Origin of the sequence: Streptomyces sediminimaris (assembly GCF_047049295.1) — a bacterium.
Lineage (GTDB): Bacteria > Actinomycetota > Actinomycetes > Streptomycetales > Streptomycetaceae > Streptomyces > Streptomyces sediminimaris.
In genome coordinates this window covers 3,508,755-3,529,512 of sequence record NZ_JBJWOT010000001.1, presented here as the reverse complement: position 1 = coordinate 3,529,512, position 20,758 = coordinate 3,508,755, and the positions used below count along the sequence as shown (strand labels likewise).

Below are 20,758 nucleotides of genomic sequence, written 5' to 3'. Positions count from 1 at the left end.
GGCCGGTGGCCATCACGGGCTGACACCCGCACGCGCGCGTGCCGCGCCGCGGGGGCGCGGCGGTGCCCGAAGTCGTGGTGAATCGTTGGTCGAATGGGTTGGCCAGAGCCTGCCCACTGCCTACCATCGATCATCGCAAGACTTTGTGCATCGCCGCACAATCTCCTCGGGAGGTTCCCTTGCACCGCCGTCGCACCGCGCTCGTCCTCACTGCCGTGGTCGCCGCCGCGGCTCCCCTGCTCACCGCCTGCGGAAGCGACGCGCACCCCGGCGCGGCCGCCGTGGTCGGCGGGCAGCGGATCACCGTTGCGCAACTGGAGAACCGGGTGAGCGAGGTGCGCACGGCACAGCGCGCGGCCGTGAAGGACGACGCCCAGTACCAGCAGGCCCTCGCGCAGACCGGCAGCCTCACCCGCGACACCCTGCACAGCATGGTCCTCGACCGGGTGCTGCACCGGGCCGCGAGGGACGCGGGCGTCACGGTCACGTCCAAGGAGATCCAGCAGATGCGCACCGGCCTGGAACAGCAGGTCGGCGGCTCCAAGGCGCTGGAGACGGCCTGGCTGCAGCAGTACGGGGTCGCGCCGAAGCGCCTCGACGACAACCTGCGCCTCCAGCTGGAGGCGCAGAAGCTCGCCCAGAGCCTCGGCACCGACACCAGCAAGCCGGCCTTCTGGAAGGCCCTCTCCAAGGCGTCCGAGGAACTCAAGGTCGACCTGAACCCGCGCTACGGCGCCTGGGACGTGAAGAAGAGCAGCCGCGTCGACGCGAAGACGCCGTGGGTGCGCGAGGTCACGGCATCGGGGACGCAGCAGTCGGCGTAACGGTACGGCGGGGCGTGCCGCCCTGTAGCTGACCTGCCTGTGACCGCCTGCCTGTGACCGCCTGCCTGTGACCGCCTGCCTGTGACCACCTGCCTGTGGACGGCCGGCGGGCGGCCGGCCGGTCCGGCGACGGGCTGCCTGTGGACAACTCCCGGGTCGGTCGGCGGCGTGGGTTACTTTCGGATCGTGAACGCAACCAGCTCCGAAGAGGCGCCCGGCCGCATCGTCCTGCTCACCACCAGCCACCGCGTCGCGCCCGGCCTGCTGTCCTGGCCCGCCTGGCAGGCGCTGCGCGCCGCCGACCGCGTGCTGTGCGCGGACGGCGCGCATCCGCAGCTGCCGTATCTGCGCGAGGCCGGCATAGCCGTCGACGAGGCGTCGCCCACCGCCGAGGAGCTGGTCAGTGCGTGCGCCGGGGGCCGCACGGTCGTGGTCGTGGCCACCGGGGAGGGCGAGCCGGCCCTCACCGACGGCCTCGCGCGCCTCGCGGGCTCCGGGCGGGTGCGGATGCCGGAGCTGGAGCTGCTCCCCGCCTCCTACGACCTGCCGGGCGCCCGCCTCCTCGATCTCGTGCAGGTCATGGACCGGATCCGCGTGGAGTGCCCGTGGTCCTCCCAGCAGACCCACAAGGGGCTGGCGAAGTACGGCATCGAGGAGGCGTACGAACTCGTCGAGGCGATCGAGGACGGTGACCGCGAGGAACTGCGCGAGGAGCTCGGCGACGTCCTGCTCCAGGTGGTCTTCCACTCCCGTATCGCCGAGGAGGACCCGGACGCGCCCTTCTCCGTCGACGACGTCGCCGCCAGCATCGTCACCAAGCTCATCCACCGCCACCCGCACGTCTTCGGCGACGAGACCGCGTCGACGCCGGAGGAGGTCAAGGAGCACTGGCTGCGCACCAAGGCGGTGGAGAAGCGGCGCACCTCGGTGACGGAGGGCGTCCCCCTGGGCCAGCCCGGCCTCGCCCTCGCCGCGAAGCTGGCCTCCCGCACCCGGACCGCGGGCCTGGACGTGCCCCTCCCGCGGTCGGAGGGCGTCGGCTACGAGCTGCTGGCCCTCGCGGTACGCGCCGAGGCCGAGGGCGTGGACCCGGAAGCGGCACTGCGCGCGGCGGCCCGCGCCTACCGCGACGCGATCAGACAGGCGGAGGAGACCACCCGGTAGGGCGGACAGTAGGGCGGGCGGTAGGACGGATGGGAGGACGGGGGCCGGGAGGACGGACGACAAGACGGGGACGGGGATGACGCCCGTCAGGACGGGAGACGGCGCCCGTCAGGACGGCGTGAACCGTACGGGCAGTTCTCGCAAGCCGCGCATGATGAGCCCGCCGCGCCGGCGCAGGTCGGCCGGGTCGGCGGCGAGGTCGAGGTCGGGGAGGCGGCGGAGCAGGGTCTCCAGCGCGGTGCGGGTCTCCAGGCGGGCCAGGGGAGCGCCGAGGCAGTAGTGGATGCCGTGGCCGTAGCCGAGGTGCGGGTTGTCGCGGCGGGAGAGGTCCAGGGTGTCGGGCTCGGTGAAGCGGGCGGGGTCGCGGTCCGCCGCCGCGAGGACGACCAGGACGGGATCCCCGGTGGCGACGCGCTGCCCGCCGATGGCGAGCGGCTCGGTGGCGAAGCGCCAGGTGGCCAGTTCCACGGGGCCGTCGTAGCGGAGCAGTTCCTCGACGGCGGTGTCGAGCAGCGCCGTGTCACCGTGCTCGACCGCCTCCTGGAGCCGCGCCCGCTGCCCCGGGTCGCGCAGCAGCGCGTACGTGCCGTTGCCGATGAGGTTGATGGTGGTCTCGAAACCGGCGAAGAGGAGCACGAAGCACATCGCGGCGGCCTCGTTCTCGGTCAGATGCTCGCCGTGGTCCGAGGCGCGGATGAGGCCCGAGATCAGGTCGTCGCCGAGGTCGCCGCGCTTGCGGTGGATGAGTTCGGCGAGATAACCGCGGATCTTCTTCACCGAGCGGGCGACCCCGCCGCGCGGCCCCCCGCCGTGCCGGATCATCATCCCCGCCCACTCGCGGAAGTCGTCCTGGTCCTCGCGCGGGACGCCGAGGAGGTCGCAGATGGCGTGGATGGGGAGGGGGAAGGCGAACTCGTGGATCAGATCGGCCTCGCCGCGTGGCGCGAACCGGTCGATCAGGCCGTCCGTCAACTCCTGCACCCGCGGCGTGAATTCCGCCACCCTGCGCGGCGTGAACGCCTTGGACACGAGACGGCGCAGCCGGGTGTGGTCCGGCGGATCGAGGTTGAGCAGGTGCGTCATCAGATTGGCGCTGCGCTCGCCCGGGATGCCGGTCCTGCTCTTGCCCTGCGCGTCCTCGGCGTGATGGTCGGGGTTCTTCGACAGCCGCCCGTCCGCGAGCGCCTGACGTGCGTCGGCGTAGCGCGTGACCAGCCACGCCTCGACCCCGCTGGGCAGTCTCGTCCAGTGGACGGGGGAATGCTCGCGCAGCCAGGCGTAGGCCGGGTAGGGATCGGAGGCGAATTCCCACGTGAACAGTTCGGGGGCGGCGTTCGGGACGGTCACGGAACGACCGTATAGGCACCGGCCGCTGATCGCCCGACCGTGCGGAACAGGTCAAAGATGACACGCCTTCAACTATGTGATCTTCACGTGATCTGCGCGGCATTAACTTGTGACAAGTGATCGTCAGCCGATACTTTCACCCACCAGCGCGGTGTGCGGAGCGCCATGCGCCGCGCCGGTCAATGCTGTCTCCGAAAGGCCCTCGCATGCTCTCCGGGAACGGTCGGCACCGTCGCCCCCGCCAGGCCCCCGCCATCATCGTCGCCGCCGGGGTGACCGGTTCCGCGATCGCCATCCCGCTCCTCGCCGCCTCCGCCGCGAGCGCCGCCGACGACGGCGCCACGTGGGACAAGGTGGCGCAGTGCGAGACCGACGGGGCCTGGAGCCAGAACAGCGGCAACGGCCTGTACGGCGGCCTGCAGTTGAGCCAGGACGACTGGGAGAGGTACGGGGGTCTCGACTACGCCCCGCGGCCCGACCTGGCCAGCCGCAACCAGCAGATCGCCGTCGCCCAGAAGATCCTCCAGGACCAGGGCGTGGGTGCCTTCCACACCTGCGGGCTGACCACCGGGCTGAGCAAGGCCGCGGACTCGGCCGACATCGACACCGGCGTGCTGGACGGCGGCAGCGGCTCGTCGGGTTCGTCGGGCTCGTCGGGCTCCTCCGATTCCGGAGCGACCTCCGGCTCCCTCGGCCTGTCGAATTCCCTCGGCCTGTCCAACTCCTCGGGCGGCTCGTCCGGGGGCTCCGGGTCCTCTTCGTCGGATCCGTCCGCCGATCCGTCCTCGGACCCCTCCGGCAGCTCGTCTCCTGCCTCCACCGGCAAGGCGGACAACTCAGCCGAATCCGGGACGTCCGCCTCGCCGTCCGCCTCCGCCTCCACGTCCCCGTCCCCTCGCGGCCCGAGTGCTTCACAGGGCGGCGGCTCGGCCGCGAACCCGGCGGAGACGGACGACCCGGACAACGCTCGGCAGGCCGCGGGTTCCTGGAGCCTCGTCGACACCGGCGCGCTCGGCGCCGCCGCGTCCGGCAGCGCCGCGTCCGGCAGCGGCGCGTCCGACAATGGCGCGCTCGGTACCGGCCGCCACCGTGGCGCGAGCGCGGACGAGACGACCGCCGACGGCCACGCGGACGCCGGCTACACCGTCCGCGCCGGCGACACCCTCGCCTCCATCGCGGACTCCCGTGACGTGAGCGGCGGGTGGCGCGCGCTGTATGACGAGAACAAGAAGGCCATCGGCGACGACCCGAACCACATCGTGGCCGGTCAGACCCTGCGACTCGGTGACGAATAGGGCCAAAACCAGCGGGAGTTCACGTCACGCTTCGCTCGGGAATGTCCGGTTTGGTGAAAGTGTGGGATGAGTCTCAGAGGCCCTGATCGTCTTTGAATTTCCGCGGAGGGCGTGTCTACGGTCTTCATCGCTCGTCAACACGAGCCCCGTCCGCCGCAACGCCGAATCCTGCCAGCGGCCGTACGGGAACAGTCGTCGCGTCAAGCGCCGTAGGCAGGAGCGGGGGACCCAAGGTAAGTGCCCCACCGGGAAGTTGCCGGTGGCGGCTAGGGGTGTAGCCGTGCCGAGCGAGAGCGAGGCACGACCGGGCAACTCAACCGGCCCGAACCCGACAGCTCACCTCGCAGGCGTCGGTGAGGGGATCAACCATGCTGTTTTCCGGCCAGGGCAAGCACCGTCGTCCGTCCAAGGCCACCCGGGTCGCCGCGTTCGCCGGCATCACCGGTGTCGCCATCGCCGCCCCGCTGATGGCGGCCGGCAACGCCTCCGCCGCCACCGCCTCCGAGTGGGACACGGTCGCCCAGTGCGAGTCGGGTGGCAACTGGTCCATCAACACCGGCAACGGCTACTACGGCGGCCTGCAGTTCTCCGCCTCCACCTGGGCCGCGTACGGCGGCACCGCCTACGCCCCGCAGGCCAACCAGGCCAGCAAGGCCCAGCAGATCGCCGTCGCCGAGAAGGTCCTCGCCTCCCAGGGCAAGGGTGCCTGGCCGGTCTGCGGCACGGGCCTGTCCGGCGCCGCCTACAACGGTGCCGCCGCCTCGAAGCCGAGCACCACCACCCGCTCCACCGGCTCGCAGGCCGCCTCCCGCTCCTCCGAGCGTCCGGCCGTGAAGCCGCACAAGAGCCAGAAGACCGTCACCACCCCGACCGGCAAGAAGGTCAAGAAGGGCGATGGCGAGTACAAGGTCGTCAAGGGCGACACCCTCAGCTCGATCGCCGCGAGGCACCACGTCGCCGGTGGCTGGGCGAAGCTGTTCAAGCTGAACAAGAACATCGTCCAGAACGCCGACCTCATCTACCCGGGCCAGCAGCTGCACCTGAAGTGACAGCGGGCCGGCAGTCGCCCCTGACGTGACGGCGGGCCCGCAGGCGCCCCTGACGTGACGGCGGGCCGGTAGCCGGACTCGCGGTGCCCTGACAGTCGCGCCCTCCAGCAAGGGGGCGCGTGAGGGGCCGCCCCGTCCCCCACGGGCTCCCCGCCCCGGTGCGTGTTCCCCCGTACGCACCGGGGCGGGGCTTTTCGCGCGCCCGAGCGTGCGCTTCCGTGCCGGTTTTTGTTCCGTTCGGAAACAATTTACTCTCGGTTCTGCTCAAGGGGTGGGCGACCGCGTGGCTGAACGGCCGGAGCCGGTTAGGCTCGTCTCGCAGAGCCACCGCGCTACTGCCGTAGCCGTGTCACATCCATGAAGGAGATGCTCGTGCCGTCCATCGACGTCGTCGTAGCCCGGGAAATCCTGGACTCCCGAGGCAACCCCACGGTCGAGGTCGAGGTCGGCCTCGACGACGGCAGCACGGGTCGTGCCGCCGTCCCGTCCGGCGCCTCCACGGGCGCCTTCGAGGCCATCGAGCTCCGCGACGGCGACCCGGGCCGCTACCAGGGCAAGGGCGTCGAGAAGGCCGTCCTCGCCGTGATCGAGCAGATCGGCCCGGAGCTGGTCGGCTACGACGCCACCGAGCAGCGCCTGATCGACCAGGCGATGTTCGACCTGGACGCCACCGACAACAAGGGCTCGCTCGGCGCCAACGCCATCCTCGGCGTCTCCCTCGCCGTCGCCCACGCCGCCTCCGAGGCGTCCGACCTGCCCCTCTTCCGCTACCTGGGCGGCCCGAACGCGCACCTGCTGCCGGTGCCGATGATGAACATCCTGAACGGCGGCTCGCACGCCGACTCCAACGTGGACATCCAGGAGTTCATGATCGCCCCGATCGGCGCGGAGTCCTTCTCCGAGGCCCTGCGCTGGGGCGCCGAGGTCTACCACACCCTCAAGAAGGTACTGAAGAGCAAGGGCCTGGCCACCGGCCTCGGCGACGAGGGCGGCTTCGCCCCGAACCTCGGCTCCAACCGCGAGGCCCTCGACCTCATCCTGGAAGCGATCAAGGAGGCCGGCTACGCCCCCGGCGAGCAGATCGCCCTCGCGCTCGACGTCGCCGCCTCCGAGTTCTACAAGGACGGCAAGTACCTCTTCGAGGGCAAGGAGCGCTCGGCCGCCGAGATGACGGAGTACTACGAGGAGCTGGTCGCGGCCTACCCGCTGGTCTCCGTCGAGGACCCGCTGTTCGAGGACGACTGGGCCGGCTGGAAGGTCCTCACCGACCGCCTCGGCGACAAGGTCCAGATCGTCGGCGACGACCTGTTCGTCACCAACCCCGAGCGCCTGGCCCGCGGCATCGAGGAGGGCAGCGCCAACGCCCTCCTGGTGAAGGTGAACCAGATCGGCTCGCTGACCGAGACCCTGGACGCCGTCGAGCTGGCCCAGCGCAACGGCTTCAAGTGCATGATGTCCCACCGCTCCGGCGAGACCGAGGACGTCACCATCGCCGACCTCGCCGTCGCCACCAACTGCGGCCAGATCAAGACCGGCGCCCCGGCCCGTTCCGAGCGCGTCGCCAAGTACAACCAGCTGCTGCGCATCGAGGAGATCCTCGACGACGCCGCGGTCTACGCCGGCCGCAGCGCCTTCCCCCGCTTCAAGGGCTGACCGGCCTCGAGGCCCTCGAGGTCTGACCCTTCCGGGGTCAAGCCCTCGCCAGTCGTACGTACGTCCCCGCACCGGTCCCGTACCGTGTGCGGGGACGTACGCACGTGTGACCGGGAGGCGGGGACATGGCCGTGAAGGACCGGGACCGGTTCTCGACCGCGACCAGGATCAGGCTGCTCGGCGAGCAGACGGCGGCCCGTGTCTACCGTTCGCAGACCAAGCGGCAGGCCCGCCGCTCGCGCCTGACCGGTCGCGCGGCCCTGCTCGCCCTGGTCGTGTGCTCCCTGGTCGTGGCGCTCGCGTATCCCATAAGGCAGTACGTCTCCCAGCGCTCCCAGATCTCCGATCTGCAGCGGCAGAAGCAGCAGGCCCAAAAGCGGGTCGAGCAGCTGCGCGACCTCAAGGCGCGCTGGCAGGACGACTCCTACGCCGAGCAGCAGATCCGGCAGCGGCTGCACTATGTGATGCCGGGCGAGACGGGTTACGTCGTCGTCGACCCGAACGCGGCCAAGCGCTCCCGGTCCGAACTGGGGGCGGCCGACCGCCCCTGGTACACGAACGTCTGGGACGACGTCGACAAGTCGGACGCCGCCGACCGGTGAGCCTCCGGCCCGTGGACCTCGGGCCCGTGAACCCGGGCTCGTGAGCCGCCGGCCCGTGAACCCCCGAACCAGCAGAAAGACAGGCATGGAAACGCCCGCCCGACGCCCGGCCACCGCCCCTCAAGGACAGCCCCCCACGCTGAAGCGTTCCGATCTGCCGCCGACCCCGCGCACCGAGCCCACCGCCGCGGACGTCGAGGCCTTCGAGCAGCAGCTCGGCCGGCCGCCGCGCGGGCTGCGCGCCATCGCGCACCGCTGCCCCTGCGGGCAGCCGGACGTCGTCGAGACCGCGCCGCGGCTGCCCGACGGCACGCCCTTCCCGACGACGTACTACCTGACCTGCCCGCGCGCCGCCTCCGCGATCGGCACGCTGGAGGCGAACGGCGTCATGAAGGAGATGACCGAACGGCTGAGGACCGACCCGGAACTCGCCGCCGCCTACCGCGCCGCGCACGAGGACTACATCGCGCGGCGGGACGCCATCGAGGTCCTGGAGGGCTTCCCGAGCGCGGGCGGCATGCCGGACCGGGTGAAGTGCCTGCACGTGCTGGTCGGCCACGCCCTGGCGGCGGGACCGGGTGTCAACCCGCTCGGCGACGAGGCCATCGAGATGCTGCCCGCGTGGTGGCGCAAGGGCCCGTGCGTGCAGCCGCTGGCGGCGCCCGACCCGGCGGACGAACACCCCGGCGAGGAGGGCGAGGTGCGCGGCCCCGCCGCGGTCCGCGGCGGCGTCCGCGCCGGCGCGCCGCCGGTGCCCGCGGGCTTCAGCCGGGTCGCCGCCGTCGACTGCGGCACGAACTCCATCCGGCTGCTCGTCGCCGACGTCGACGCGGCCACCGGGGAGCTGCGGGAGCTCGACCGGCGCATGACGATCGTGCGGCTCGGGCAGGACGTCGACCGCACCGGCCGGCTCGCTCCGGAGGCGCTGGAGCGGACCTTCGCCGCCTGCCGGCAGTACGCGGAGGTGATCCGCGGACTCGGGGCCGGCAAGGTCCGGTTCGTGGCCACCTCGGCCTCCCGGGACGCCTCCAACCGCGACGACTTCGTCCGCGGTGTCGTGGACATCCTCGGCGTCGAGCCGGAGGTCGTCTCCGGCGAGCAGGAGGCGGAGTACTCCTTCACCGGGGCGACGCGGGAACTGGCCGGCGGCGACCACCTGGCCAGGCCGTACCTCGTCGTGGACATCGGCGGCGGCTCCACCGAGTTCGTCGTGGGCGACGACCGGGTGCGCGGGGCGCGTTCGGTCGACGTCGGCTGCGTGCGGATGACCGAGCGTCACCTGGTACGGGACGGGGCGGTCACCGACCCGCCCGCCGAGGAGCAGATCGCGGCCCTGCGGGCCGACGTCGAGCGGGCCCTCGACCTCGCCGAGGAGACGGTCCCGCTGCGCGAGGCGCGCACGCTGGTCGGCCTGGCGGGCTCGGTCACGACCGTGTCGGCGATCGCGCAGGAGCTGCCCGGGTACGACTCCTCGCGCATCCACCACTCCCGGGTCTCCCGCGAGAAGGTCCGCGAGATCACCGAGTGGCTGCTGCACTCCACCCACGCCGAGCGCGCGGCCGTTCCCTCGATGCACCCGGGACGCGTCGACGTCATCGCGGCGGGCGCCCTCGTACTGCTCTCGATCATGGAGCGGACCGGCGCGCGGGAGGTCGTGGTGAGCGAGCACGACATCCTCGACGGGATAGCTCACAGCTGCGCCGCCGAGGCGCGCTGAGGGACGTTGTCAGGCCGGGCGGGGCGTCACAGGTTGCGGTGGACGTCCCGCCGGTCGCCCACCTTGACCACGAGGACGACGAGTTCACCATCGTTGATCTGGTAGGCGACCCTGTAGCTTCCGACCCGGAGCCGGTAGAGGCCCGACGCGCCGGTGAGCTTCTTGACGTCGGCGTCCTGGCGGTACGGGTCGTCGCCGAGTGCGGTCAACGCGGTCAGGATGCGCATGGCGTCGGGTCGGCTGACGGCCCGGAGCTGCCGCTGTGCCGCCGTGGTGAACCGGAAGGCGTACTTCACGCCGCCTCGCCGTCGTGCTCGGTGAACAGGTCCGCGAGCAGTTCCGCCATGGTCACGGTGGTGCCGCCCTCGGCCAGCACCGCTTCGGCCTCGCGCGCCAGCATCACGTCGGCGGCTTCCTCCAACGCTTCGAAGTCCGAGATCGGGACCACGGCTGCCACCGGGGCGCCATTGCGCGTGATGACGGTCGGGACACCTTCCTCAGCCCGGTTGATGTGATCGGCGAGGTGCGCGCGGGCTTCCCGTACGGTCACGGTGTTCTCAGTCATGAAGTCAGTGTACGCGTGCACGTGTACACGCGGGCGTCCGTCGGGAGTCGCATCCGTGAGCGACGCTCGACGGCATCGCCTGGTCGGTGGCGTAGGTCTCCTTTGCTACTGATCAGTAGCTCTCGGACGAGCAGGTCGGATAGCGTATGAGCGTGGCCGAGGGGCCTTCCGGGGCCCCTCGGCGGCGCCCCGCCGGCGAAGTTCGTGAAGTTCTTCACAAGGAATTTCGCCTCGTGGGCGCGCGAAACAGGCGCCGGTTGGGCTTTCCGGGGGTCAACAGGCCCTTGAACGTGTTCAATCGGGACGGATGGGGGGCGTCCCGAAGGGTGCTTTCGCGGGGGTGTCCCGGAGGGCTGACGGTGGCCGCCGCGCGGCGGAGCACCAGCTCACGCGGCATTGACAACGGGACGTACCGACCCGGCACCCTTCGCGGCGCGACCGGGTGCGACAGGCGGGTCGCGGAGGATAACACACCCCCTGCCGATGCTTGTGAAGGGGCGCACGAGCCCACCCCCTGAGGCAGGTGGATACTCGATGGCATGAGCACCACGGAGCGTCCCAGGATCCTCGTAGTAGGCGGTGGGTACGTAGGCCTGTACGCAGCTCGGCGCATCCAGAAGAAGATGCGCTACGGCGAGGCGACCGTCACGGTCGTCGACCCCCGGTCGTACATGACCTACCAGCCCTTCCTCCCCGAAACCGCCGCCGGCAACATCTCCCCGCGCCACGTCGTCGTCCCGCTGCGACGCGTGCTGCCGAAGGCGGAGGTCCTCACCGGCCGGGTCACCGGCATCGACCAGGACCGCAAGGTCGCCTCGATCGCCCCGCTGGTCGGCGAGGCGTACGAGCTGCCCTTCGATTACCTGGTGATCGCGCTCGGCGCGGTCTCCCGCACCTTCCCGATCCCCGGCCTCGCCGAGCAGGGCATCGGCATGAAGGGCATCGAGGAGGCCATCGGCCTGCGCAACCACGTCCTCGAGCAGCTCGACAAGGCCGACTCCACCACCGACGAGGAGATCCGCCGCAAGGCACTCACCTTCGTCTTCATCGGCGGCGGCTTCGCCGGCGCGGAGACCATCGGCGAGGTCGAGGACCTGGCCCGGGACGCGGCCAAGTACTACAAGAACGTCTCCCGCGAGGACATGCGCTTCATCCTCGTCGACGCCGCCGACAAGATCCTGCCCGAGGTCGGCCCGAAGCTGGGCGCCTACGGCAAGGACCACCTGGAGAGCCGCGGTGTGGAGATCTACCTCTCCACCTCCATGGACTCCTGCGTCGACGGGCACGTGGTGCTCAAGAACGGCCTCGAGGTCGACTCCGGCACGATCGTGTGGACGGCCGGCGTCAAGCCGAACCCGGTCCTCTCCCGCTACGGCCTGCCGCTCGGCCCACGTGGCCACGTCGACACCGAGCCGACCCTCCAGGTCAAGGGCACCGACTACATCTGGGCCGCAGGCGACAACGCCCAGGTCCCCGACCTCGCCGGCCGCAAGGCGGGCAACGAGAACGCCTGGTGCCCGCCGAACGCCCAGCACGCCCTGCGTCAGGCCAAGGTCCTCGGCGACAACGTGATCTCCGGCATGCGGGGCTTCCCGCAGAAGGAGTACAGCCACGCCAACAAGGGCGCGGTGGCCGGCCTCGGCCTCCACAAGGGCGTCGCGATGATCGTCCTGGGCAAGATGAAGATCAAGCTCAAGGGCCGGCTGGCGTGGTACATGCACCGCGGCTACCACGGCCTGGCGATGCCGACCTTCAACCGCAAGATCCGCGTCTTCGCCGACTGGACGCTCGGCATGTTCCTCAAGCGCGAGGTCGTCTCCCTCGGTGCCATGGAGAACCCGCGCGAGGAGTTCTACGAGGCCGCCAAGCCGGTGCCGGCGGCCCAGCCGGAGAAGGCCAGGAGCGAGGCGAAGGCCTCCTGACCGGGGCCCGCTGAACCGACCAGGGGACCTCCCGCCATCCGTGGTGCGGGAGGTCCTCCGGCGTTTCCGGGCGGCGTGCACCCGGAAGCAAGATGGCGTCTACATCTGTTTTGCCCAGCCGTAACGCGCATGGGGGACTGCGCAGTGCCCCCTCAGGTGTTTACGTGGTGAGTGGACATCCGGGATCGCTGTCACGGAGGTGTACGCCATGGCTGACGCCGCGCTGCGGCTGAAGAGCCTCGTCGAGCAGTTGCTGGGGGTGCCGTTGCCGGTGCGCATCCGCGCCTGGGACGGTTCGCAGGCGGGGCCGCCGGGCGCACCCGCGCTGGTCGTGCGCAACCGCCGGGCCGTGCGCCGGCTGCTGTGGAAACCGGGGGAACTGGGCCTGGCCCGGGCCTGGGTCGCCGGGGACCTGGACATCGAGGGCGACCTGTACGCCGCCCTCGACCTGATGGCGTCGCTGGTGTGGGAGCGCGGCGAGGACGCCAGGACGCTGCTCCAGGCGCTCAGGGACCCGCAGGCGCGGTCCGCCGCGCGCGGGCTGGTGAAGATGGCCGGACTGCCGCTGCCGCCCGCCCCGCCGCGCGAGGAGATCCGCCGGACCCGCGCGCACCTGCACACCAAGCGCAGTGACCGGCGCGCCATCAGCCACCACTACGACGTGGGCAACGACTTCTACGAGATCGTCCTCGGCCCCTCCATGGTGTACTCCTGCGCCTACTGGCAGCAGGGCGGCACCCTGGAACAGGCCCAGCGCGACAAACTCGAACTGGTCTGCCGCAAGCTCGATCTGAGCCCCGGTCAGCGGCTGCTCGACGTCGGCTGCGGCTGGGGCTCCATGGCCGTCCACGCCGCGCGCGAGCACGGCGCGAGCGTCGTCGGCGTCACCCTCTCCCACGAGCAGGCCGCCTACGCCCGCAAGCGCGTCGCCGACGAGGGTCTGACCGACCGGGTGGAGATCCGGGTGCAGGACTACCGGGACGTCGCCGACGGGCCGTACGACGCCATCTCCTCCATCGGAATGGCCGAACACGTGGGCGCGGAGCGGTACCTGGAGTACGCCCGGGTCCTGCACGGTCTGCTGCGTCCCGGCGGGCGGCTGCTCAACCACCAGATCGCCCGCCGGCCGCAGCGCGACGAATCGACCTACAACGTCGACGGGTTCATCGACGCCTACGTCTTCCCGGACGGCGAGCTCGCCCCGATCGGCACCACCGTCACCCAGCTCGAGCGCGCCGGGCTCGAGGTGCGCGACGTGGAGTCGATCCGCGAGCACTACGCCCTCACGCTGCGCCGCTGGGTGGCCAACCTGGAGGCGGACTGGGCGCGTTCGGTGCGGCTGACCGGTCCGGGGCGCGCCCGCGTCTGGCGGCTGTACATGGCCGCCAGCGCGCTCTCCTTCGAACGCAACCGCATCGGGGTCAACCAGGTGCTGGCCGTGCGGACGCCGGAGGGCGGCGCGTCGGGCATGCCGCTCAGGACCCGTACGTGGGGTGCGCCCGGGTCGCGGGAGGACTCCCGGCCCCAGGCGTAGACAGCACGTACGGAGGGGCCCCGCCCGGTCACCGGACGGGGCCCCTCCGTACGTGCGGCTACTCCGACTTGATGGCCGCCAGCATGTTCAGGCGGGCCGCCCGCCTGGCCGGCCACAGGGCCGCCAGGACGCCGACCGTCGCGGCCAGCAGGAGGAAGACCGCCATCCTCGTCCAGGGCAGGACCAGTTCGTACGTCGCCATCTTCGTGCCCAGCAGCTCGCCGGCCGCCCAGCCGAAGAAGACGCCCAGGCCGATCCCGAGCACGCCGCCGAACAGGGAGATCACCAGGGACTCCAGGCGGACCATGCGCTTGATGCCCTTGCGGTCCAGGCCGATGGCGCGGAGCATGCCGATCTCCTGCGAGCGTTCGAAGACCGACATGGCCAGGGTGTTGATGACGCCGAGCACCGCGACGATCACCGCCATGGCGAGCAGGCCGTAGAGCATGTTCAGCATCAGCGTGAACATCCTCGCGATGTCGTCCGAGAGGTCCTGCTTGCTCTGCACCTTGATGGCCGGGTTGCTGCCGAGGGCCTTCTCCAGCTTGTCCTTGGTCGCGCCGGACGCGCCGCCGGCGGTCTTCACCAGGACCTGCATGTCGCCCGGGTCGCTCATGTGCGGGGTGACGGTGGCGCTGTCGACGAGGATGCCGCGGATCAGCTCGTTGCCCTCGTAGACGCCGGAGACCGTCAGCGGGGTCGACTTCCCGTCCTCGTAGTGCGCGGTGAAGCTCGAACCCTCCTTCCAGCCGTGGGACTTGGCCGTGTCCTGGTCGACCACGACGTGGCTGCCGCCGACCTCGAAGGCGCCCTCGTCCACCTTGAGGTCGGTGAGCTTCGCGATCGCCGCGCCGTTCACCCCGGTCAGGGACTCGCCCGTGCCGTCGATGCGCGAGTAGACGTTGCGCAGCGGGCTGGTGTCGGTGACCTCCCCGGTGGCCGCGAGCTTCCTGTCGACGCCGGGCGAGAGTTCGTTGCCGTTGGCCATGGAGACCACGTAGTCGGCCCTGATGGCGGACGAGGCCATCTTGTCGATGGACTTCTGCAGGCTGCCCGCCATCACCGTCATGCCGGTGATGAGGGTGAGCCCGATCATCAGCGCGGAGGCGGTGGCCGCCGTGCGGCGCGGGTTGCGCACCGAGTTCTGGCGGGCCAGCTTGCCCGAGATGCCGAAGAGGCGCAGGACCGGCGCCGCGGCCGCGATCAGCGGGCGGGACAGCAGCGGCGTGAGGATGAAGACGCCGATGATGAGCAGGACCGCGCCCAGGCCCATCGGGGCCTGGCCGTCCGAGCCGTTCATCGTGGTGGCCGCCAGGACCACCGCGACGCCCGCGCCGCTGAACAGCGCGCCCAGCGTGTTGCGCAGCACCAGCGACTTGGTCGTCGCCTTCGCGTGGACGCTGCTCATCGCGGCGACCGGCGGGATCTTCGCGGCGCGGCGGCCGGGCAGCCACGCCGCGAGCATGGTGATGACGACGCCGACCGCGAGGGCCGCCGCGACCGTGCCCGGCGTGATGACCAGCGGGCCGTCCGGGACGCTGCCGCCCAGCGTGCCCATGAGGGCGCGCAGGCCGGCGCCGATGCCGATGCCCGCGACCAGTCCGGTGACGCCGGCGACCACACCGACCACGAACGCCTCGATCAGCACCGACCGGGTGACCTGGCGCCGCGAGGCGCCGACGGCGCGCAGCAGCGCCAGCTCCTTGGTGCGCTGGGCGACCAGCATGGTGAAGGTGTTGGCGATGATGAAGGTGCCGACGAAGAGCGCGATGCCCGCGAAGACCAGCAGGCCCTGCTTCAGCCCGCTCATCGAGGAGGAGATCTGCCGCGCCTGGTCGTCGGCGAGCTTCCTGCCGGTGGTGGTCTCCAGCAGCCTGGTGCCCAGCGCCTTGTCCAGCCCGGCCTTCAGCGCGGTCTGGGAGGTGCCGGCGGCGGCCTTCACGTCGATCTCGTCGTACGTGCCGGGCTTGCCGAACAGCTTCTGGGCGGTGGCCGTGTCGAAGAGGGCGAGGCTGCCGCCGGCGGCGACGTTGCCGTCGTCGGTGGTGAAGACGCCGCTGATCGTCGGGGTGAGGACCGGGCCGTCGACGGAGAGGCGGACGGTGTCGCCGACCTTGTACCCGGTGCGCTCGGCGGTCTTCGCGTCGATGGCGACCTGGTGCGCGCCGTGCGGAGCGCTGCCGGACTTCAGCGGGTACCGGGGGTCCTTGGTGCCCCAGTAGTTGCCGCCCTGCGACTGGAAGCCGCGGCCGACGAGCTTGCCGTCCTTGCCGGCGACGGCGGTGAAGCCGCTGACGACACCGACGGCGCGCGCCGCGCCCGGCACCTTCGCGCTCCTGTCGAGCATGGCCTGGGTCAGCTCGGGCGCCTTGCTGATCGTGTTGCCCTTGTCCGCCCGGGACTTGGCCCGGACGGCCACGTCGACCTGGTCGAACCCCTTGGTGGAGCTGTTCTGGAAGGCGTCGGAGACGGTGTTGGTGAAGACCAGCGTCCCGGACACGAAGGCCACGCCGAGCATCACGGCGAGCACGGTCATCAGGAGCCGGGCCTTGTGCGCAAGGACGTTGCGCAGGGCGGTGCGGAACATCAGCTCGTACGGCCCTTCGCCTCGAACTCGGTGGTCCGGGGGTTTCCCCCGGGGAACTGCCGCATGAAGTCCAGGACGGTCTCGGCGGTCGGCCGGTACATCTCGTCGACGACCCGTCCGTCCGCGAGGAACACCACCCGGTCCGCGTACGCCGCCGCCATCGGGTCGTGGGTCACCATGACCACCGTCTGCCCCAGCTCCCGTACGGAGTTGCGCAGGAAGCCCAGCACCTCGGCACCGGAGCGGGAGTCGAGGTTTCCGGTCGGCTCGTCGCCGAAGACGATGTCCGGCCTGGAGGCGAGGGCGCGGGCCACGGCGACGCGCTGCTGCTGGCCGCCGGAGAGCTGGGCGGGCCGGTGGCCGAGGCGGTCCCTGAGACCGACCATCCCGATCACCGTCTCCACCCACTGCTGGTCGGGCTTGCGGCCCGCGATGTCCATCGGGAGGGTGATGTTCTCCAGGGCGGTCAGCGTCGGCAGCAGGTTGAACGCCTGGAAGATGAAGCCGATCTTGTCCCGGCGGAGCCTGGTGAGCTGCTTGTCCTTGAGGGAGCCGAGTTCGGTGTCGCCGATGCGGACGGAGCCGGAGGAGAAGGTGTCGAGCCCGGCCACGCAGTGCATCAGCGTGGACTTGCCCGACCCCGAGGGGCCCATGATCGCGGTGAACTCGGCCTGCCGGAAGTCGACGCAGACCCGGTCGAGGGCGACCACCTGGGTCTCGCCCTGTCCGTAGATCTTCGACAGGTCCGTGGCGCGCGCGGCCACGGTGGCGGTGGCCCGGCCGGCGACAGGTGTGGTGGTCACGGGAAGGAACTCCTCGGGGGGCGACGTCGTGAAGGGGACGTGTTCCATCGTGGTCGCCGCGGCGGCCCGTGGAGTCAGCCGCTGTTCCGGTTCCCGGGGGCGACTCGGGTCGGACCACCTGCCGCGTAGTCATACCTGGGGATGACGGGGACCCCTGACTCCGCCGCCCGTGCGGGCGTGCGTCGAGAACCGGTGGAGCACCCTCGTTCGGGCGGTGAAATTCCGTCATTCCGCATGCGCCGGGAACCGCCGCACGCAAGGCTATTGGCAAGTGCGGATGGCGCGTACCACGGGCTGATGCACCCTCAGACGCCAATAAAATAAGACAACATCGGTCCACCGGTCGGCTGTTCGGGGGACGTATCCCGATAGGCTCGGGACGCTCGAAGCGGAGCCCATGGCCTGCCCGGATGGTGGAATGCAGACACGGCGAGCTTAAACCTCGCTGCCCCTTCGCGGGCGTGCCGGTTCAAGTCCGGCTCCGGGCACTTCCCCTCATCGTTTCCGTGCACCCTCCATTGAGGACTTCACCGTCTGTTGACAGCGGGCGCGTGTGGCCGGAGACTCGCGGTCAGAAGTTGGTGAATAAAACTTCACCAGACGAACATCATGGCCATGGCGCCCACCCGAAGGGAACGACCGATGCGTACCACCGTCGGCATCATCGGAGCCGGTCCGGCCGGACTGCTGCTCGCCCGGCTGCTGCACGACGCCGGCGTCGACTCGGTCGTGCTCGAGAGCCGCGACCGGGCCTACGTCGAGCAGCGCCAGCGGGCCGGGATACTGGAGCAGGGCACGGCGGACGTGCTGCGCGCGGCCGGGGCCGGGGAGCGCATGGACCGCGTGGGCCTGCGGCACGACGGCATCGAGCTGCGCTACGCCGGGCGGCGCCGGCGGATCGACTTCCCCGCCCTCACCGGCGGCCGGTCGGTGATGGTGTACGCCCAGACCGAGGTGTGCAAGGACCTCATCGCCCTGCAGCTCGAGGAGGGCGGCCCGCTGCTGTTCGAGGCGGAGGCGCTGGCGGTCGAGGGAGCGGAGGGCGACAGCCCGCGCGTCCGGTTCCGGCACGGGGGCGCCGAGGACGTCCTCCGGTGCGACTACGTCGTCGGCTGCGACGGCTTCCGGGGTGTCTCCCGGAAGGCGGTCCCCGGGGAGCTGACCCGCGTCTTCGAGCGGACGTACCCCTTCTCCTGGCTCGGCGTCCTCGCCGACGTGCCCCCCTCGCACGACGAGCTGGTCTACGCCCGCCACGACCGCGGCTTCGCCCTGCTGTCCATGCGCTCCCCGGCCACCTCGCGTCTCTACCTCCAGGTGCCCGAGGGAACCGACGCCGGGGCGTGGAGCGACGAGGAGATCTGGCGGGAGCTGGAGCGCCGCCTCGAGACCGGGGACGGCTGGCGGCTGGAGCGCGGACCGATCACCCAGAAGTCGGTGACGCCGATGCGCTCCCACGTCCACGAGCCCATGCGGCACGGCCGGCTGTTCCTGGCCGGCGACGCCGCGCACATCGTGCCGCCCACGGGCGCGAAGGGCCTGAACCTCGCCGTCGGGGACGTCGTCACCTTCGCGCGGGCGCTGACCCACCTGGAGCGCACCGGCTCGGCGGAGCTCCTCGACGCCTACTCGCAGACCTGCCTGCGCCGCGTCTGGCAGGCCGAGCGGTTCTCCTACGACATGACGACCATGCTGCACCGCGCACCCGGCGCCACCCCCTTCGAGGAGCGGCTGCAGCTCGCCCGGCTGGAGCGCATAGCCTCCTCGCGGGCCGCCGAGACCGACCTCGCCGAGGGCTACACGGGCTTCCCGTTCGGCTGAGTGATCTCCGACCGGTTCCGGCCAGGTCGCAGATCGGTCATGAATGGCCCGCCGCGGTGAGGGGAATCACGGATCCGCGTAGCGTGTTGCGCAGCACGACGAGGGAAAGATCCTCCCCAAGCACCAGGGTCAATCCTTTGCCGATCCATTACCCTTGATGCCAAGGCCGCGTCGTGCGGCCATGGAGGAGTGCAATGAGGAGCAGAAACCCGGTCTTCTCGCGACGGGGGTTCAGCCGCGACAACGGCTACGCGGGCTTCAACGCCGCGCCGGGGGCCGGGGGACAGGCTGTCGGCACGCAGGGCAACCCCTACGCGCAGCCCGCCGGCAACCCCTACGCGCAGAACCCGTACGCGCAGAACCCCTACGCCCAGCAGGGCCTGCAGGGCGCCCCGCCGCAGGCCCCGGCCACCACCGGCCGGATGACGATGGACGACGTCGTGCTGCGCACGGCGTCGACGCTCGGCATCCTGGTCGTGACGGCCGCGCTCGCCTGGGCGCTGCTGCCGGTCGACGACGCCCACATCAGCCGGTCCTACGGCATCGGTATCGGCGCGGCGCTGATCGGCATGGTCCTGGCGTTCGTCCAGTCCTTCAAGCGCAAGGCCTCGCCCGCGCTGATCATGTCGTACGCCGCGTTCGAGGGTGTCTTCCTCGGCGTCGTCTCCAGCATCGTCGACAACCGCATCGCGAGCGGCGCGGCCATGCAGGCCGTGATCGGCACGATGGCGGTCTTCGCCGGTGTGCTGCTCGCCTACAAGGCGGGCTGGATCCGCGTCAACCGCCGCTTCTACGGCTTCGTGATGGCGGCCGCGCTCGGCTTCGTGCTGCTGATGGTGGTGAACCTGCTGTTCGCCGTCTTCGGCGGCGGTGACGGCCTGGGCTTCCGCAGCGGCCCGCTCGGCATCTTCTTCGGTGTCGTCGGCATCCTGCTCGGCGCCTGCTTCCTCGCCCTGGACTTCAAGCAGGTCGAGGACGGCATCGCCTACGGCGCGCCGAAGGACGAGGCGTGGCTGGCCGCCTTCGGCCTGACGCTGACGCTGGTGTGGATCTACATGGAGTTCCTGCGGATCATCGCGATCCTCAACAGCAGCGACTAGCGCTCGACGGCCGCGCCGCGCGCGGCGGGAACAGCGAAGGGCCCCGGGTTCCTCCCGGGGCCCTTCGTCGTCGTCCAGTTGCGCGCCTAGAGCAGTTTGCGCGCGGCCCTCCTCAGGTCGTACTCATGAACAATCGCCTTGGCGTGGCCGTACGCGAGATTGTGCTCGTGGCGGAGCCAGCTGACCTTTTCCTCGAAGTTGAAGAGAGCCGGGCCGTCCTCGACGGCGCGGAGCCAGTCGGTGACCTCACGACCGGTGCAGTGCGGGATGCGGGCGAGCAGGTTGCGATGGGTCTCCTCGGAGAAGACTTGGGACATCGGCGCCTCCGGACGAAAAAGGGGATGTAAGCCGGTCCTTCAGGTCACCGTGCCTGAGCGTTCGCCTGTTGGCAACAGTGCGGCGGGTCCGCGTACGCTCGGTCCGTGGTTGATACGACGCCCCTGACGCGAGCCGTGGATCATTTCGCCGACCGTCTGAGGGCGGCGCCGCAGAGCCGCCTGCAGCGGGGTGGTGCCGCGGAGGCGCTGGCGCTGGCACGGGAGTTGAGCCGGCGGGCGCAGGCTCTGGAGGAACCCGGGGCGGAGCCCCGGGAGATGCCCGACGCGGGGATGTTCGCCGCGGCCGATCAGATCACCGTCGCGGTTCACGACCTGGCCCTCGTGCTGAGTGACGAGGGCCAGGTCGACGAGGCTGTGCGGTTGGTGGGGGAGGCGCAGGACCGGGCGGGGGTCTGAGGCTCGGGCGCGGCTGCGGGCCGCCGTGGCTGCTCGCGCCGTTC

Annotated in this window: 18 protein-coding genes, 1 tRNA gene, 1 pseudogene and 1 riboswitch; of the genes and pseudogenes, 14 read left to right on the top strand and 6 right to left on the bottom strand. The window is 71.0% G+C overall.

Annotated elements, in window-relative coordinates:
* Positions 1-179: 179 nt before the first annotated feature.
* Entirely contained in the window at positions 180-824 is a 645-nt protein-coding gene (locus ACJ9NR_RS16265) for a SurA N-terminal domain-containing protein (RefSeq protein WP_412488276.1), read from the top strand.
* 186 nt (positions 825-1,010) lie between these two features.
* The gene (locus tag ACJ9NR_RS16260) at positions 1,011-1,988 is read left to right on the top strand and encodes a nucleoside triphosphate pyrophosphohydrolase (protein WP_412488275.1); all 978 of its coding nucleotides are present in this window, start codon (positions 1,011-1,013) and stop codon (positions 1,986-1,988) included.
* A gap of 108 nt (positions 1,989-2,096) precedes the next feature.
* Here ACJ9NR_RS16260 and ACJ9NR_RS16255 read toward each other — a convergent pair whose 3' ends face one another.
* Positions 2,097-3,335 carry a cytochrome P450 family protein gene (locus ACJ9NR_RS16255; protein WP_412488274.1) on the bottom strand — a complete coding sequence of 413 codons (1,239 nt, stop codon included), beginning with the start codon at positions 3,333-3,335 and terminating at the stop codon, positions 2,097-2,099.
* Positions 3,336-3,541: 206 nt separating this feature from the next.
* Here ACJ9NR_RS16255 and ACJ9NR_RS16250 point away from each other — a divergent pair, with 206 nt between their 5' ends.
* The 6 genes and pseudogenes from ACJ9NR_RS16250 (at position 3,542) to ACJ9NR_RS16225 (ending at position 9,651) form a co-directional block, all read left to right on the top strand.
* On the top strand, positions 3,542-4,630 hold the full coding sequence (locus ACJ9NR_RS16250; protein WP_412488273.1) for a transglycosylase family protein: 1,089 nt from the start codon (positions 3,542-3,544) through the stop codon (positions 4,628-4,630).
* A gap of 195 nt (positions 4,631-4,825) precedes the next feature.
* Positions 4,826-4,995: riboswitch (cyclic di-AMP (ydaO/yuaA leader) on the top strand.
* Between the two features lie 3 nt (positions 4,996-4,998).
* The gene (locus ACJ9NR_RS16245) at positions 4,999-5,679 is read left to right on the top strand and encodes a transglycosylase family protein (RefSeq protein ID WP_412488272.1); all 681 of its coding nucleotides are present in this window, start codon (positions 4,999-5,001) and stop codon (positions 5,677-5,679) included.
* Positions 5,680-6,051: 372 nt separating this feature from the next.
* Entirely contained in the window at positions 6,052-7,332 is a 1,281-nt protein-coding gene (gene eno / locus ACJ9NR_RS16240) for a phosphopyruvate hydratase (protein WP_412488271.1), read from the top strand.
* Positions 7,333-7,457: 125 nt separating this feature from the next.
* A complete protein-coding gene (locus ACJ9NR_RS16235; RefSeq protein ID WP_412488270.1) occupies positions 7,458-7,934 on the top strand; it encodes an FtsB family cell division protein in 477 nt (158 codons plus the stop codon).
* 85 nt (positions 7,935-8,019) lie between these two features.
* Positions 8,020-8,529: pseudogene (locus ACJ9NR_RS16230) on the top strand (DUF501 domain-containing protein); the annotation flags it as partial.
* A 156-nt stretch (positions 8,530-8,685) separates the two neighbouring features.
* Positions 8,686-9,651, top strand: coding sequence for a Ppx/GppA phosphatase family protein (locus tag ACJ9NR_RS16225; RefSeq protein ID WP_412488850.1), 966 nt, complete (start codon positions 8,686-8,688; stop codon positions 9,649-9,651).
* A 26-nt stretch (positions 9,652-9,677) separates the two neighbouring features.
* On the opposite strand, the gene ACJ9NR_RS16220 is transcribed toward ACJ9NR_RS16225, so the two are convergent.
* Together ACJ9NR_RS16220 and ACJ9NR_RS16215 are read right to left on the bottom strand one after the other, a co-directional pair.
* A complete protein-coding gene (locus ACJ9NR_RS16220) occupies positions 9,678-9,947 on the bottom strand; it encodes a type II toxin-antitoxin system RelE family toxin (protein WP_412488269.1) in 270 nt (89 codons plus the stop codon).
* Positions 9,944-10,216 carry a type II toxin-antitoxin system Phd/YefM family antitoxin gene (locus ACJ9NR_RS16215; RefSeq protein WP_107478212.1) on the bottom strand — a complete coding sequence of 91 codons (273 nt, stop codon included), beginning with the start codon at positions 10,214-10,216 and terminating at the stop codon, positions 9,944-9,946. The genes ACJ9NR_RS16220 and ACJ9NR_RS16215 overlap by 4 nt, the downstream gene beginning before the upstream one ends.
* A gap of 539 nt (positions 10,217-10,755) precedes the next feature.
* On the opposite strand from ACJ9NR_RS16215, the gene ACJ9NR_RS16210 reads away from it, so the two are divergent.
* Complete coding sequence (locus ACJ9NR_RS16210; protein WP_412488268.1) at positions 10,756-12,138, top strand: NAD(P)/FAD-dependent oxidoreductase; 1,383 nt, start codon at positions 10,756-10,758, stop codon at positions 12,136-12,138.
* Positions 12,139-12,346: 208 nt separating this feature from the next.
* Complete coding sequence (locus ACJ9NR_RS16205) at positions 12,347-13,672, top strand: class I SAM-dependent methyltransferase (protein ID WP_412488267.1); 1,326 nt, start codon at positions 12,347-12,349, stop codon at positions 13,670-13,672.
* A gap of 58 nt (positions 13,673-13,730) precedes the next feature.
* Here ACJ9NR_RS16205 and ACJ9NR_RS16200 read toward each other — a convergent pair whose 3' ends face one another.
* A complete protein-coding gene (locus tag ACJ9NR_RS16200; protein WP_412488266.1) occupies positions 13,731-16,259 on the bottom strand; it encodes an ABC transporter permease in 2,529 nt (842 codons plus the stop codon).
* Positions 16,259-17,062 (bottom strand): ABC transporter ATP-binding protein, encoded by an 804-nt coding sequence (locus tag ACJ9NR_RS16195; protein WP_412488265.1) that lies wholly within the window; start codon positions 17,060-17,062, stop codon positions 16,259-16,261. Before ACJ9NR_RS16195 ends, ACJ9NR_RS16200 begins: the two co-directional genes overlap by 1 nt.
* A 404-nt stretch (positions 17,063-17,466) precedes the next feature.
* Here ACJ9NR_RS16195 and ACJ9NR_RS16190 point away from each other — a divergent pair.
* The 3 genes from ACJ9NR_RS16190 to ACJ9NR_RS16180 all read left to right on the top strand — a co-directional run bounded on the left by ACJ9NR_RS16190 (position 17,467) and on the right by ACJ9NR_RS16180 (position 19,980).
* A tRNA-Leu gene (locus ACJ9NR_RS16190) sits at positions 17,467-17,550 on the top strand.
* 154 nt (positions 17,551-17,704) lie between these two features.
* Positions 17,705-18,880 (top strand): 4-hydroxybenzoate 3-monooxygenase, encoded by a 1,176-nt coding sequence (locus ACJ9NR_RS16185; protein WP_412488264.1) that lies wholly within the window; start codon positions 17,705-17,707, stop codon positions 18,878-18,880.
* A gap of 194 nt (positions 18,881-19,074) precedes the next feature.
* Positions 19,075-19,980: a Bax inhibitor-1/YccA family protein gene (locus ACJ9NR_RS16180; protein WP_412488263.1), complete on the top strand. Its 906-nt coding sequence runs from the start codon at positions 19,075-19,077 to the stop codon at positions 19,978-19,980.
* Positions 19,981-20,066: 86 nt separating this feature from the next.
* Here the strand turns inward: ACJ9NR_RS16180 and ACJ9NR_RS16175 are convergent, their stop codons facing one another.
* Positions 20,067-20,297, bottom strand: coding sequence for a DUF4287 domain-containing protein (locus ACJ9NR_RS16175; RefSeq protein ID WP_384263702.1), 231 nt, complete (start codon positions 20,295-20,297; stop codon positions 20,067-20,069).
* 105 nt (positions 20,298-20,402) lie between these two features.
* Between ACJ9NR_RS16175 and ACJ9NR_RS16170 the strand changes: the two genes are divergently transcribed.
* Entirely contained in the window at positions 20,403-20,714 is a 312-nt protein-coding gene (locus tag ACJ9NR_RS16170; protein WP_412488262.1) for a hypothetical protein, read from the top strand.
* Positions 20,715-20,758 lie beyond the last annotated feature (44 nt).